The 14,545-nt window shown below is 46.2% G+C and carries 14 protein-coding genes; 9 read left to right on the plus strand and 5 right to left on the minus strand.

What is annotated here, in order from left to right; all coding sequences use genetic code 11:
- Positions 1-34: 34 nt before the first annotated feature.
- Together BBR47_RS01785 and BBR47_RS01790 are read left to right on the plus strand one after the other, a co-directional pair.
- On the plus strand, positions 35-337 hold the full coding sequence (locus tag BBR47_RS01785; RefSeq protein WP_041749761.1) for an ArsR/SmtB family transcription factor: 303 nt from the start codon (positions 35-37) through the stop codon (positions 335-337).
- A gap of 95 nt (positions 338-432) precedes the next feature.
- Positions 433-1,638, plus strand: a complete 1,206-nt coding sequence (locus BBR47_RS01790; RefSeq protein ID WP_012684046.1) for an MFS transporter — start codon at positions 433-435, stop codon at positions 1,636-1,638.
- 224 nt (positions 1,639-1,862) lie between these two features.
- Here the strand turns inward: BBR47_RS01790 and BBR47_RS01795 are convergent, their stop codons facing one another.
- Positions 1,863-2,654 carry a hypothetical protein gene (locus tag BBR47_RS01795; protein WP_012684047.1) on the minus strand — a complete coding sequence of 264 codons (792 nt, stop codon included), beginning with the start codon at positions 2,652-2,654 and terminating at the stop codon, positions 1,863-1,865.
- 304 nt (positions 2,655-2,958) lie between these two features.
- Between BBR47_RS01795 and BBR47_RS01800 the strand changes: the two genes are divergently transcribed.
- On the plus strand, positions 2,959-4,935 hold the full coding sequence (locus BBR47_RS01800; protein ID WP_012684049.1) for a methyl-accepting chemotaxis protein: 1,977 nt from the start codon (positions 2,959-2,961) through the stop codon (positions 4,933-4,935).
- 72 nt (positions 4,936-5,007) lie between these two features.
- On the opposite strand, the gene BBR47_RS01805 is transcribed toward BBR47_RS01800, so the two are convergent.
- Positions 5,008-5,589: a TetR/AcrR family transcriptional regulator gene (locus BBR47_RS01805; RefSeq protein ID WP_012684050.1), complete on the minus strand. Its 582-nt coding sequence runs from the start codon at positions 5,587-5,589 to the stop codon at positions 5,008-5,010.
- A gap of 250 nt (positions 5,590-5,839) precedes the next feature.
- On the opposite strand from BBR47_RS01805, the gene BBR47_RS01810 reads away from it, so the two are divergent.
- The 3 genes from BBR47_RS01810 to BBR47_RS01820 all read left to right on the plus strand — a co-directional run bounded on the left by BBR47_RS01810 (position 5,840) and on the right by BBR47_RS01820 (position 9,172).
- A complete protein-coding gene (locus BBR47_RS01810; RefSeq protein ID WP_012684051.1) occupies positions 5,840-7,048 on the plus strand; it encodes an MFS transporter in 1,209 nt (402 codons plus the stop codon).
- Between the two features lie 98 nt (positions 7,049-7,146).
- A complete protein-coding gene (locus BBR47_RS01815) occupies positions 7,147-8,199 on the plus strand; it encodes an LLM class flavin-dependent oxidoreductase (protein WP_012684052.1) in 1,053 nt (350 codons plus the stop codon).
- 31 nt (positions 8,200-8,230) lie between these two features.
- Positions 8,231-9,172 (plus strand): alpha/beta hydrolase, encoded by a 942-nt coding sequence (locus tag BBR47_RS01820; RefSeq protein WP_012684053.1) that lies wholly within the window; start codon positions 8,231-8,233, stop codon positions 9,170-9,172.
- A gap of 95 nt (positions 9,173-9,267) precedes the next feature.
- Here the strand turns inward: BBR47_RS01820 and BBR47_RS01825 are convergent, their stop codons facing one another.
- Positions 9,268-9,612 carry a carboxymuconolactone decarboxylase family protein gene (locus BBR47_RS01825; protein WP_012684054.1) on the minus strand — a complete coding sequence of 115 codons (345 nt, stop codon included), beginning with the start codon at positions 9,610-9,612 and terminating at the stop codon, positions 9,268-9,270.
- 381 nt (positions 9,613-9,993) lie between these two features.
- Between BBR47_RS01825 and BBR47_RS01830 the strand changes: the two genes are divergently transcribed.
- Entirely contained in the window at positions 9,994-11,373 is a 1,380-nt protein-coding gene (locus BBR47_RS01830; RefSeq protein WP_012684055.1) for an amino acid permease, read from the plus strand.
- Positions 11,374-11,562: 189 nt separating this feature from the next.
- Positions 11,563-12,087, plus strand: a complete 525-nt coding sequence (locus BBR47_RS01835; protein ID WP_012684056.1) for a DUF420 domain-containing protein — start codon at positions 11,563-11,565, stop codon at positions 12,085-12,087.
- A gap of 70 nt (positions 12,088-12,157) precedes the next feature.
- Here BBR47_RS01835 and BBR47_RS01840 read toward each other — a convergent pair whose 3' ends face one another.
- Both BBR47_RS01840 and mphJ read right to left on the minus strand, forming a co-directional pair.
- Positions 12,158-12,475, minus strand: a complete 318-nt coding sequence (locus BBR47_RS01840; RefSeq protein ID WP_012684057.1) for a hypothetical protein — start codon at positions 12,473-12,475, stop codon at positions 12,158-12,160.
- A gap of 141 nt (positions 12,476-12,616) precedes the next feature.
- Entirely contained in the window at positions 12,617-13,543 is a 927-nt protein-coding gene (mphJ, locus tag BBR47_RS01845) for a macrolide 2'-phosphotransferase MphJ (RefSeq protein ID WP_012684058.1), read from the minus strand.
- 225 nt (positions 13,544-13,768) lie between these two features.
- Between mphJ and BBR47_RS01850 the strand changes: the two genes are divergently transcribed.
- Positions 13,769-14,530, plus strand: coding sequence for an exodeoxyribonuclease III (locus BBR47_RS01850; RefSeq protein WP_012684059.1), 762 nt, complete (start codon positions 13,769-13,771; stop codon positions 14,528-14,530).
- Positions 14,531-14,545 lie beyond the last annotated feature (15 nt).

Below are 14,545 nucleotides of genomic sequence, written 5' to 3' on the forward strand. Positions count from 1 at the left end.
TGACATATCGACAATTCCCGATATAATAATGCGTATGGATCCAATTGAAATTTTTAAAGCGCTGTCCAACGAGTCTAGACTCCAAATTCTACATTGGTTAAAAGAGCCTGAAAAACATTTTATACCCCATGAAGGAGTGGATATGAGAACGATCGGGGTATGCGTCAGTCAAATAACTGAGAAATTGAATATGACTCAGTCAACTGCGTCCCAATATTTGTCCATTCTCCAACGCGCTGGGCTAATCAAGACGGAGCGTATTGGGAAATATACGTACTATACCAGGGACGAGGAAAAAATACGTGAAATAGGCGCTTTTTTTAGCAGTCAAATATGATCGAATAAGACTGGATGCTTCATGGAGTATTCAGTTTTATTCCGAGTTTTATATCGACACATCTTAATATGTCTAAATTTCGAGGGGTGCAATTCATGTCGAATACGTGGAAGGTTTACCTTTTGTCATTGGTCAGTTTTTTAGTGGGTACTTCAGAGTATGTAATCTCCGGCATTCTGGATAAGATCTCGGATACGATGGGTATCTCCATTACAGCGGCAGGACAGCTGGTTACTATATTTTCATTTGTTTATGCCATTTTAACTCCTGTGATGATGGCCATAACGGCGAAAATGGATAGGCGGAGGCTTCTTGTTAGTGCACTAGGAATTTTCGTAGTTGCCAATATACTGTCGTTCGCTCTTCAGGGGTTTGAATTCTTTATTATGGCCCGTGTGATCATGGCTATAGGTGCTGGAATGGTGGTTGTGACTGCATTAGATATCGCGGCAAAGATCTCTCCTGAAGGCAAGCAGGCAAGTTCGATCGCAACTGTCATTATGGGATTTACAGCATCTTTAATTATCGGTGTTCCCCTTGGGCGAGTGGCGGCAGCCGCATTTGAATGGCAATCTGTATTCGGGTTTATTGCAATTGCAGGTCTTTTGGCGATGGTTGTCCTGTCCCGCACGATCCCACAAGTAAAAGGAGATGTACCCGTACCTCTTTCGAAGCAATTAGCACTGTTGAAAAACCCGAAAGTCGGGCTTGGTTTATCGGTTACGTTCTTTTGGCTGGGTGGGTATTCCATTGCCTATACTTATATATCTCCTTATCTTCTCGAAGCCGCTGATATAAGTGAAAATTTGTTGAGTAGCGCTTTATTGGCGTTCGGTTTAGCTAGTCTGATCGGTTCCAAATTCGGTGGTTACAGTACGGACAAATGGGGAGTATCTCCTACATTACTTGGTGGAATGCTTCTGCATGTTGCAGCTCTCATTTTGCTCTCCATTACCGTATCTATCTCACATGAACCGTTTACGGTGATCGCGATCTTGGTATTATGGTCCTTCGCCGCTTGGTCTTCGGGACCAACGCAACAGTTTAATTTAGTTCGGATTGCACCGAATAATTCAGGGGTAATGCTTGGTCTTAACCAATCTATGATGCAGCTCGCGATGGCGGCAGGGGCTGGAATTGGAGGCATCGCTGTTGATCAAGTATCCTTATCGTCAATTACGTGGCTAGGTATGAGTGGCGTGGCGATCGCTATCGTTGCTGCACTGATTTTACAAGTGATGTTAAAAGAAAGAGTTAGACATAAACCAGGTGCATACGAAACACGCTCCAGCAATCGCTGATCGCCAGTCACAGGGACACAGGCTCGAAGGAACAATTCCGACGGTGACGCGATGTTAGCAGAAGGCCATCCTTTGAGGGTGGCCTTTTTGTCGTTTTAAACAACTGTTTAACAGCCAATTTGATAGCCATTCGCCCGGGTTTCCCGGTATTTTCCTCTGAAAACAAACTGAAAAAACCTCCAGAGCTATCAATGTGTAGCAGCAGGAGGTTTCTCGCTTACAAGTTATGCAATCCAATCGATGGTAGATCCAGACACTTGTTGGTTTTCCATTCGCTTTTGCAGATAAGGGTTTTTCTTTTGCTCATCTGCTTGCTTGTCGTTAGAAGAATGCTCTGCCTGATTAGCATCTTGAGATTTTTCAAGCCTTTTGTCGATCTCGTCAGCCATCTTCAGCAGTTTGCCGTCCAAGCCTTCTGCCTTCCGCTTCAGTTCTTCTGACTTCGTAAAATCTCCGTCCTTTGACGCGGGTTCCCACGCCTTCGCCTCTAATTCCAAGGTAATCTGAGCCCGTTTTACACTGTGCATATTCTTGAGATGGTGGGTTGCCGTTAAAACAGCATGGAGGGTAGAGGAGGATTGTAGGGATTCATCTTGTTTGGGGGCGATATCGGAAGCTTTCTGTTCCTTGCTCTGCTCTTCATCCGTGCCTCTCGCCTTGCGTTGTTCTTCCAACTGAATTAGTTTCATCTGCGTATCGATTTCCTCGATCTGTTTGTCCATCTCATCCAGTCGTTCTTTCATGACTTTTGGGTCTGTCAGTTTTTCAACCGCATCCGCATAGTAGTTGTTCCGTCTCTCTAGCATCGCTTGCTTTTGTTCCATGAGGCTTTGCAGCATCTTATTCTTATTGGGAGAGTTGTTCCCACTGCTTAGCTGTAGGCCTTGCTGGCTAATCGTTAGATGATCCTGCTTTTTGTTACTGTCGTGCTCTAGTGCTTTCGTCTGTGGGTGAATTCCCGGGCTTCTATACTGGACAGACGAGCTTACGGCGTATCTAGGTGTAACAGACAACATAAATGATGATACCTCCTTTCATGAATCGAGTCGTTGGCCAAAACGGCAGCCAATCCAGAATGCGGATCACTGGTTTTTGGTTATTATTTGTATCGGAAAGAAGTTTTCCAAATTTTACTTGTTTGATGCCCTGAAGTTTCAAATAAGTACTAACAGGGAAAATATACTTTGCAGAAATGTTCATGTAGAAAAGATGGGCATAGGTATGAATCTGGCCTGATAGGAACGCGCCTTCTAACGACCGGTGAGGCGTTGTTTGCGTTGCAACTCGTTATTCTACTTCACTAGAGAGGAGTCATCATAGATGATAAAGAAAATGATTACTGGTTATAAAGCATCGCTATCTAAGCAGATCCTGTTTTTGCTCGTCTTGCTTATTGTTGTTCCCTCTGTTGTTCTGAGCCTGACCTTGACACAACTGGCGCGCAACCAGTTAGAGCACGAATTGTTGTCCCAGGTCGAATCGGTTACCACGATGATTACACAAGTGCTCAATAATTCATACGAGGATTATTCTGCTACGATCGATAGCTTTGCGGATGTTCAAGTTCCGCCGGGGCAAAGTGCGGATACGTATATCTATGATCGCATTCGCAACATAGAGAAAGACATCGATAATGTTTTGGCTGCGTTCATGTACTACGACAATCGATATTATAATTCGGCGAAAAAGGAAATTGATCCGACTACCCGTGAATGGTACAAGGAAGCGATGCAGCATAAAGGGCAGGTCGTTGTGACGCCACCTTATATCGACGCGATAAGCGGAGGTTACGTGATTACGTTTGCCAAGACGCTCTCCGATGGTAAAGGGGTAGCGGGAATCGACGTTTCTATCGATCACTTAAACGAGCTGGTAAAGACGTACAAGATCGGAGAAAAGGGATATGTCAGCTTGTTCGATCAGAACAATGTGACAATGTCGCATCCACGATTCCCGCAGGGCAAGCCGCTTGAAGACATTCGCTTCCAAGTGATGCGTGATGGAGCGGAGGGTTCTTTCGAAGTGGATGATGACGAGCTTCGTGAATATTATCATTTCAACAAGCAAAATTCGCTCGGATTGAACGTCGTTTCCGTGATAGATTGGAATGAAATCAATCAAAAAACGGGGCCACTGTTGCGGACCTCATTTTTGTTCATCGTACTGTTGCTTGCCCTCATTGCCCTGTTCGTTTGGATATTCATGAAACGCACGGTGCGACCCATTCTGCAATTGAAGCAACTGACCGACTTAATCGCTCAGGGGGATTTGACGGTCCGGTCTATCGAGAGTGGAAGAACGGATGAGATTGGGCAGCTGCAATCCAACTTCAATACGATGTCGCAATCGTTGTCAGATGTCCTGCGTCAAATTACCGATCATTCCGAGCAAATCTCTGCTTCCTCCCACCATTTGTCTGCGAATTCGGAGGAGAACGTGCAAACGATTGAACAAGTCGCTACCTCCATGCAAGAAATAGCGTCCATGTCTTCCGATATGAATCAGAGTATAGATACCGTGAAGCAATCGGCAACGCAAGCGCAACAGGAGCTGGATGATGCCATCCGCATCCTGCGTGAGAGCACGGAAATGTCGCAGCTCATTACAGGTCTGGCTAATACCGGAGAGGAGTCCCTTGGAGCGGCAAGACAACAGGTGAATATGATCGTGGAACATTCTGCCCGTTCTAAGCAAGAGATGGAGGAATTAAAACAGGTTGCTGAAGAAATTAGTGGGGTGACGAATTTCATCCAGGATATCGCCTCTCAGACGAATTTGCTTGCGTTGAATGCTGCTATTGAAGCGGCGCGCGCCGGGCAAGAAGGTCGCGGGTTCGCTGTCGTCGCTGATGAGGTACGCAAGCTGGCTGATCAGACAGGCTCTGCTGCTGAAAGGATCGACAGTTTGATCGGCGAGGTTCAGAATCGCGTCCTTCACATGGTTAGACGAACGGAGGAAGGCGTGGATTCTGCTACAGCGGGAAGTGATTTGACACAATCTGTTGAGCAGCGTTTTACGGAGATGTATGAGGCCATTAACCGCATTGACGCGCACCTCGCGCAAGTAGCCCGCGTCAGCGAACGGTTAATGCAATCAAATACGGCGATGCTTGTAGCCTTTGGTGAATCGAGCGCCATGAGCCAAGCCACTGCACAAGAGGTCGACCAAGTCGCAGCAGCCAGTGAAGAACAGAATGCTTCGATGGAGGAAGTGGCAGCATCGGCAGTGCATCTTGCCAACATTGCGGAAGAGTTGCAGTTATTGGTGCAGCGTTTTAAATTGGAGCGTACACAGTAGTTGTAGTGATAGATTGAAAGACCAAAGACCAACAGATGTTGGTCTTTTTTTGTCCAAGCAAGGTCCTGATACTTACCTAAGTAACGTAAGCGTAACCTCTATCGAATTATCAACAAATGATCGATTGGGACGAGATTTCAAGATTACGGTCAGTCCAATTAACGATACGATAAGCGCTTGGGCGGTAGCTTTTGCGTCTATACTCGAATCGAGTTCACCTGATTGGATACCTCGCTCAATCGTTTCTTGAAAAATGACAGAGAGGTACATTTGGTGTTCCCTTGTCAAAATCTCAAATTTCTCATCATGAGGGGCTAGCTCGACCATGGTATTAATGCAAAAGCATCCTCGGCTGAGACCTTCCGTATATTCCTCGTCGGCCACCTCTTTAAAAAAATGGCGAAATGCCTCTTTTACGGATGGCGTGTTTTGAAGCTTCGTTCGTATCTCCAAAGCACGAGACATCGTGTATCTGCGTAGTGCGGCTTCGAACAATTCTTTTTTGTCTCCAAAGGTTGAGTAAATACTGGGGCGCTGGATACCCATTCGGGAAGTTAAATCACTTAATGAGGTAGCTTCATACCCCTTCTCCCAAAAAAGCTGCATAGCTGCATCAAGTACTTTTTCTTCGTCAAATTCGCGTGTTCTTGCCATAAAGAGTTCCTTTCATTACTTATGTATTCGAATCTATGTAACGGCCAACAAACCTTTTTGTACTGAATGGTATTTTATATTTTATTGTTTTTTATCTCCTTTGTCAATTTCAGGTTGGTTTATTCGAGTTTGAAAAGAATGTGTTGACAGAAAAAGAAATGTCGGGATATATTTACTGGGCACAATAACGTACTGATCGGTATGTTATTGTTGATTAAACCAAAAATGAAAGGAGGTAAGGTGAAGTCAGATGGAGGAAGTTATTGAAAAAGTAACGGCCAATTCGCCCATGCCTCGCTATGTAACACTATTGTTTGCCGTTGCTTGCGGGATGTCAGTTGCGAATATTTACTTCGCGCAGCCACTACTTGATCATTTGTCGAGTGAGTTCAGAATTGACTATTCCATCATTGGGATTCTGATCACCCTTACTCAAATCTTTTATGCGGTAGGACTGTTGTTGCTTGTCCCGCTTGGCGATTTATTGAACCAGCGTCACTTGATTATCGGTCAGATGTTTTTATCTGTGGTAGCGCTGATTATCGTAGGGACTGCCTCCACAAGCACGGTACTATTCGCAGGTATAGCAGCGGTCGGATTGCTTGCCGTTGTGACGCAGACGATTGTTGCATTCGCGGCGACCATGGCTGCTCCTGCTGAGCGAGGACGAGTGGTTGGAGTAGTTACAAGTGGAATCGTCATTGGCATTCTTCTAGCGCGAACCATTGCGGGAGTTTTAACAGATCTTGCGGGGTGGCGTTCCGTATATCTGGTCTCTGCTGCATTTCTATTGTTACTGGTTTGCGTGTTATTTCGGGTATTGCCAAATAGGGGACGGGAGGTAAAGCCGCTATCCTATCTCAAGTTGCTTGGATCGGTACTGATGTTGTTCGCCCAAGAACGGCTATTACGTATTCGCTCTGTTCTGGCGATGCTGATTTTTGCTGCGTTTAGCATTTTGTGGACGCCATTGGTACTGCCTCTGAGTGCGCCGCCATTATCTTTGTCGCATACGGCAATCGGGGCGTTTGGTCTCGTGGGAGTTGCCGGAGCGCTAGCGGCAGCAAGGGCAGGGAAGCTTGCAGATCGGGGTTACGGACAGAGAACGACGGGCTTTGCTTTGAGCCTATTGCTACTATCGTGGCTGTTAATCAGCTATATAGAACAGTCGTTATTTGCCTTGGCGATCGGTATCGTTTTGCTTGATTTGGCGGTACAGGCGGTGCATGTTACGAATCAAAGCATGATCTTCACCTTGGGGGCAGAGGCGCGGAGTCGGCTCACGGCGGGGTATATGGTTTTCTATTCAATCGGCTCTTCTGCTGGCTCCATTGCCTCGACCTATACATATGCGCATTTTGGTTGGGAGGGAGTATGCTTGCTCGGAGCCTCCGTTAGTGGGTTGGCTCTGGTGTATTGGGCAGTGACCAGACGCGTTTCGGCTATCTCAGGGAAATAGAGCTACTGAAATATTTCAAAATGAAGATATATCAAATGGAACTATTCTGCTTCCAGAGCTGTTGACTGATACAAGTTTTGCAAAAGGAGAGATGGTCTGTGGAGATTGGTATTACTTCGTTTGTGGAAACGACGCCGGATGTTCAGACTGGTGAAGTGATGAGCCATGCACAGCGATTACGTGAGGTTGTCGAGGAAATCGTCCTCGCTGATCAGGTTGGGCTTGATGTATTTGGCATAGGTGAACATCATCGTAAGGATTATGCTGCTTCTTCTCCAGCCATGGTGCTGGCTGCGGCTGCACCACTGACAAAAAGGATTCGGCTGACCAGTGCAGTGACAGTGCTTTCTTCGGCTGATCCAGTGCGTGTTTTTCAAGATTTTGCTACACTCGATGGCATTTCGAATGGAAGGGCAGAGATTATGGCGGGACGCGGTTCCTTTATCGAATCTTTTCCCCTGTTCGGTTATGACTTGAATGACTATGATGAGCTGTTTGAAGAACATTTGGAACTGCTCCTGAAAATACAGGCGTCCGAAAAAGTAACCTGGAGGGGCGGTCATCGGCCAGCTATTCAGAATTTGGGCGTGTATCCACGGCCCGTTCAGAATCCTTTACCCATATGGATTGGTAGCGGAGGCAATCAGGAATCTGTTGTTCGTGCGGGTCTGCTGGGATTGCCACTGATGCTGGCGATCATTGGTGGAAGTCCGCGACAGTTTGAACCACTTGTGCAGCTTTATAAGAAGGTGGCTATGCACGCTGGCCATGACGTCTCGCGATTAACGGTTGGGTCCCATTCACTCGGATTTGTTGCAGAGGAAACGGAACTGGCGGCAGATACATTCTTTCCTTCTACCCAAGCAGGAATGAATAAAATCGGAAGGGAGCGGGGCTGGGCCCATTATAACCGTGCTAGCTTCGATGCCGCACGCAGCTTGGAGGGGGCATTGTATGTGGGTGATCCGGAGACGGTTGCTCAAAAGATCATCCACCTTCGCAAACAGGTAGGCATGACGCGCTTTATGATGTATGTGCCGATATCTACGATGCCGCATGAACAAGTAATGAGAGCCATTGAGCTGCTAGGGACGGAGGTAGCGCCTCGGGTGCGAGAGGAAATAACCAAGTGGGAAGCAGAGACAGAGTAAGAATCAACATTTGCTTAATGGAGGGATTCACGTGGATTTTCATCGTCGAGTACTACCGGAATTAAGGCAAACATTAGCACAATTCCCGGGTTTTCAACTGGAAGAAAATTTGGAGTCGAGCAGGGCCATGCTGAAAAATCCGCCTATTGTGAAGTCAGAGCATGTACGTACTACAAGTCGAATGATTCCGGGCGCAGCAGGAGAGATGCTAGCGAAAATATACGAGCCCGTCCAGCGAACAGGCAGTAAGCTTCCGGCTATGCTGTGGATTCACGGAGGAGGCTATGTGATGGGGCACCCTGATATGGATGACGCTCTATGCGAACGGTTTGTACAAGCAGCTAATTGTATTGTCGTATCGGTAGATTATCGTCTGGCCCCTGAGCACCCTTATCCTGCTGCTCTCTATGACTGTTACGCTGGTTTAACGTGGATGACAGACGAAGCTGAGTCACTCGGGATCGATTTGAATCGGGTTGCGATTGCTGGTGCAAGCGGGGGAGGAGGGCTGACCGCAGCACTTGCTTTAATGGCTCGCGACAAAGGGGGACCAGCCCTTATCTTCCAGATGCCATTGTATCCAATGATCGATAACCGTAATCGTACAGCGTCGAGCTATGAAATCGAGGCTGAGAATGCAACTTGGAACCGGAAGAATAATTTGGCTGCGTGGCGCATGTACCTGGGCGAAGGTGCCGACGACAGTCAGGTATCCGCATATGCGGTGCCGTCGAGAGCAGAAAGCTTGGCGGGGCTACCGCCGACGTATACGTGCGTAGGACAGCTTGATCTGTTCCGAGATGAGACGATCGAATATGTGACGCGCCTTGCACAAGCGGGCGTAGACGTAGAATTTCATCTGTATCCCGGATGCTATCACTGCTTTGAAGTATTTGTCCCCGAAGCGGAAGTGAGCCAGAGAGCCAGCCAAAGCTATATAGATGCGATGGCAAGAGCGCTTCATCCTAAATAATCGAGGAGGCAAAAAGCACAACAATCGTTCGAGGGAGATCTCGACGATTGTTGTGCTTTTGTAAACGCAGTGGTACAGGAATTTTCGGCATCGTCTCATTGAATCGTTCCCTGTTTTTCCTCCATCACATCATTGATTAATATGACGCCATGCGAAAGGGTAGTTCCGCCGCCGAATGCTCCAGCTACTGCTACTGTTTCAGCAATTTCTTTTTGGGAAACTCCGTCGTTGAGAGCTGCTTCCAAATGATAGACAATGCAGTGCTCATTTCCGGAGTAAAGGGAGATAGCCAGTGCCTGCAAGTGCTTATGCTTGGATGACAATTCACCGGACGAAAAGCATTGGCTGGTGAATTCATTATATGCTCGCAAGGCCTCTGGCATCAGCTGTCCAAAAGCTTGCAGCCCTTCTCGATACTGTTCGGCCAAATAGTGCTCCATGTTCCATTTCCTCCTATTTTGAAATTGCTGATAGTATTTCTTTGCTGGGGAATTTTCATACTGCTTCCTTATATAAGTAGAATCACATTCAGAATTAATTGATTTGTCACGTATTTTTCTCCTGGTTGAATGCAATTATATTTGATTATCAAGTATTTTCCTTGTAAATATAATTGTAGATATTATAAAAACATATTAAAATATATGAAGTAATCTACCAATATAGTGTAAGGCAAGAGAGGTGAATAATCTTACTAACTAGTAGGAATGCTTGATAAGAAGTGAAGAGATATGTAAGGGGCCGTTTTTCAATCAATAAAACGAGAATGACTAGAAGCTATCCGAAATACCGCCAACAGCAGAGAGGAAGAGGAAGCTTACGTGGGAAACAAGGAACTGAAGAGAGGCTTGGAAGCCCGTCATATTCAGATGATTGCTTTGGGCGGTACGATTGGTGTTGGGTTATTTATGGGGTCTGCCAGCACGATCAAATGGACAGGACCATCTGTCATGCTAGCTTATGCAATTGTAGGAATTTTTATTTTTTTCATCATGCGTGCAATGGGTGAAATGCTGTATTTGGAACCAAGTACTGGTTCATTCGCAACCTTTGGGCATAAGTATATTCATCCGTTAGCAGGTTATATAACGGCTTGGAGTAACTGGTTCCAGTGGGTCGTTGTCGGGATGGCAGAGATCATTGCTGTCGGGACGTATATGAAGTACTGGTTCCCAGATTTGCCGGCTTGGGTACCTGGTATTATTGCCATGGTGATACTCGGTATAGCGAACCTGGTTTCTGTGAAGTCATTTGGTGAATTTGAGTTTTGGTTCGCCATGATCAAAATTGTAACGATCGTTTTGATGATTTTTGCAGGGTTTGGTTTGATTTTCTTTGGTATTGGAAACGGTGGAAACGCAATCGGCTTATCGAATCTGTGGGAAAATGGCGGGTTCTTTACGGGCGGTTGGACAGGCTTTTTCTTTGCCCTCTCCTTGGTGATTGGGGCGTATCAAGGTGTCGAGCTCATCGGGATTACAGCAGGGGAAGCAAAAGACCCGAAAAAAACATTAAGAAGTGCGATTCAAAATATCATTTGGCGCATTTTGATTTTCTATATTGGTGCGATTTTTGTTATTGTAACCGTTTACCCTTGGGATCAATTGCAGGCAATCGGTAGTCCGTTCGTTGCTACCTTTGCGAAAATTGGTATTACCGCAGCGGCAGGTCTCATTAACTTTGTCGTGATCACTGCTGCCATGTCTGGCTGTAATAGCGGGATTTATAGTGCAGGGCGTATGCTGTATACCTTAGGTGTAAATGGCCAAGCGCCGAAAGTTTTTACCAAACTATCTTCGAATGGTGTGCCGCTGTTAGGTACGATTGGTGTTCTGATCGGCCTCGGTATTGGGGTTATCTTAAGCTATATCGCCCCAGAAAATCTCTTCGTGTATGTGTACAGTGCGAGTGTGCTACCTGGTATGGTTCCGTGGTTTGTCATTCTGATCAGTCAAATCAGATTTCGAAAAGCAAAGGGTGCTGAAATGGACAACCATCCATTCAAAATGCCTTTTGCCCCAGTGTCCAACTATTTGACCATTGCTTTTCTCATCATGGTACTCATCGGGATGTGGATCAATGATGAGACACGCGTCTCCCTGATTGCCGGGATTGTCTTCTTAGCGATTGTGGTTATTAGCTTCTTTACACTCGGAATAAATAAGGCAGTACCGCTGGACGAGCAATCAAACAAGAAATAACGAAAGGGGGCCAACATTTGTTGGTCCTCTTTTTTGTTCATCAAATCGCCTTTGTACGGCATACCTACTTCGTTTATCATTAGGATGACTGGACTGGTTAACCGTTTGCGGCAGCCAATGTCCGGGCTCGTCAATGGGTAGACTAAAGCGGGATACTCATTCATGATCTGAGAAAAAAGGAGCATAAGAATGAAACAACGCAACTATACACCGATTATCGTTATTCTCACCATAGCGATTAACACGCTTGTCGCCATCTTGTACTTCATGCCGAAAAACAATGATTTCAGCCATCTCGACCTGACGTTTCTGCCGTTTTTTAATGCGGTCATGAACAGTTTTACCTTTATATTTTTGATTGCCGCGCTTGTTTCCATCGTGAAGTTCAAAAACATAAAGATGCATCGGGGATATATTTTTGCAGCCTTCTCTACAACAGCTCTCTTCTTGGTTTCGTATGTGATCTACCACGGAATGGCACCTAGTACTTCCTACGGGGGAGAGGGAATTCTGCGTCCGATTTATTACTTCATCTTGATTACACATATTCTGTTGTCGGTAATCATCGTTCCATTTGCGCTGATTACGACTGCACGTGGACTCAACATGAAGGTGGAAAAGCATAAAAAAATCGCCCGCTGGACGATGCCGATGTGGCTGTATGTCAGTGCGACGGGTGTCATTGTTTACCTCATGATTTCTCCGTACTATTAAGCAAAAAAAGAGCATTAGCTGCTGAAGCTAACGCTCTTTTTTTATGGTCGAAGCCTTGTTACGGTTCCACTTACCAATCCCAGTGGCTTTGTTTGATTCCGAGATTTACGGCGAGTACGGAAGCAATCGGTTGCTTGATGGGTGCAAGTGAATTTGCCGTGCAGCTGGATTCTGGCTGATAATTCAATTCCTGCGCTTTTCGAATATCGGCTTCGGCTAGATTGTTCGTTTTGTTGGCTTGCTCATAACAGGGCGGTGAAATATACCTCTTGTTCGTGTGCTCCAATATGACCCGTGTATCAGGTGAGGGTTCTGCCTCAACAGGAATGGAAAGCACGCCTGCAACAACGACTACAGCACTAATGCCAATAAGAAGTCCGCGTTTCATCCTATTCACTCCATCTATTTAGTAAAGGATTGTCCAAATGAGCCGATTCATTGTAACACCTTACTTCCAAGTGGGAAATGGCTCCATGTAGCTATTTGCATAAAAAACACCGCCTCCAATATGGGACGGTGGTTGGTTTATCTAGGAAGTGATCTCTATGCCGTTTTCGTCGACACCCAGAGCTTGTCGTGCCATGATCTTGAACTCTTCCAGCCCTGATTTCAATGCGAAGGTGGCAAGAGTGACGGGGTACGCAGCCGTCATTTCGACGATATGCTCATGCATACGTGACCATACACGGCCTCCTGCTTTCTCATACCGTTGGATGAAATCGGCCAAGCCAGTATCCCCGAACAACAGGTAAACGACCGTGAAATCAATAGCAGGGTCAGAGACTTCTGCCTCCGTCCAATCCAGGAGCCCTGTTACCTTGCCGTTTTCAGCAATCAGGATATGCCCCGGATGGAGGTCACCATGCACAAGTGCAGAGTGAGCAGGCCAGAATGTTTCATCTGCAAGCCATTTTTGCCATCGATCCCATAGCGCCCCAGAAACGCCAAAGACGCGTTTGATTTCATTCATCTTTTCTCGAAGGCTTGCTCGTGCATAGCTAGGCTGCTTGACGCGGATACCAGCATCTCGAGCGAGATCATGATGAATACCGTGTAATTCCACCAATGCTTCCGCCCACGTTTGGATGCACAGTTCGGGTAGGGATTCGGGATTCAAATACCAGTCATAATTTTTGGTTTCCATATTGATCGTCGCCATCGGTGTGCCACCCAGAATCGGATAAGCGATGAATTCAGAGGTGTGAACCTGCCAATCCGGTACGTCGACACGCAGATGTTTTGTAACGAGATCTAGCACCCTTTTCTCATAACGGGCTGTCTCCACAACATCGTCCCGGCGCGGTTGCCGCAATACCCATGGAACACCATCTATCGTACTTGCAAAAATCGCAAGAAAATCCAAGCCGGATTCATTCACTTTCACGGTAGTGGGGTCTACTAGGATTCCGTTATTTTTCGCGAGTGCAAGCATGTGCTCTACATTGTTTTTTGACATAACAAAAACACCTCATTCATGAATAGTTAAAATCAATCAAACAAAAATAAACTCATACCATTCCGTTTTTCAAAATGGCTGAGCCTACATGGGGGCTTGTCGATTTTAACGAAGTCTCATGAATGCGATGCCTATTGCAATGTCCATCATCGTAACCTCCTATAATTGAAAACAAAGATAGTGTACCATGGAAACTAACGAATAGCGACGAGGAGATTAGCGATGATGAAATTGATTTCTTGGAATGTAAATGGACTTCGCGCATGCGTGAACAAGGGTTTTTACGAGTACTTCAAGGAAGCGAATGCTGATATATTTTGCTTGCAGGAAACGAAGCTGCAAGAAGGTCAAATCGAGATGGAGATCGGCGAGGCGTATCATCAATATTGGAACTACGCAGAGAAAAAGGGTTATTCCGGAACGGCTGTTTTCACAAAAATGGAACCATTATCTGTCCGTTACGGCTTGGAAGAAGATCATGAGCCTGAGGGACGAGTCATTACGTTGGAGTTCCAAGATTTCTACTTGGTCACCGTATATACCCCGAATGCGAAGCGTGATTTGTCGAGATTGGATTATCGGCTGGAATGGGAGGATCGGTTTCGGAACTACTTATTGCAGCTGGATGGGAAGAAGCCCGTGGTGGTTTGTGGGGATCTGAATGTTGCGCATCAAGAGATTGATTTGAAAAATGCGAAGTCCAATCGCGGTAATTCCGGGTTTACTCCTGAAGAGCGTGAGAAGATGACAAGCTTGCTGGCAGCTGGGTTTGTGGATACCTATCGATATTTTTATCCGGATCAAACAGATGCCTATACATGGTGGTCTTTCATGCCGAAAGTGAGAGAACGGAATATCGGGTGGCGTATTGATTATTTTCTCGCGTCTGAGAGATTGGCTCCGGCGTTGCTCAGGGCGGGAATTGACTCACAGGTGATGGGAAGCGATCATTGTCCGGTCGTGTTGGAGCTGGGGACCATCGAGTGAGTATGTTATACCAGT

It is taken from the genome of Brevibacillus brevis NBRC 100599, assembly GCF_000010165.1.
Lineage (GTDB): Bacteria > Bacillota > Bacilli > Brevibacillales > Brevibacillaceae > Brevibacillus > Brevibacillus brevis_D.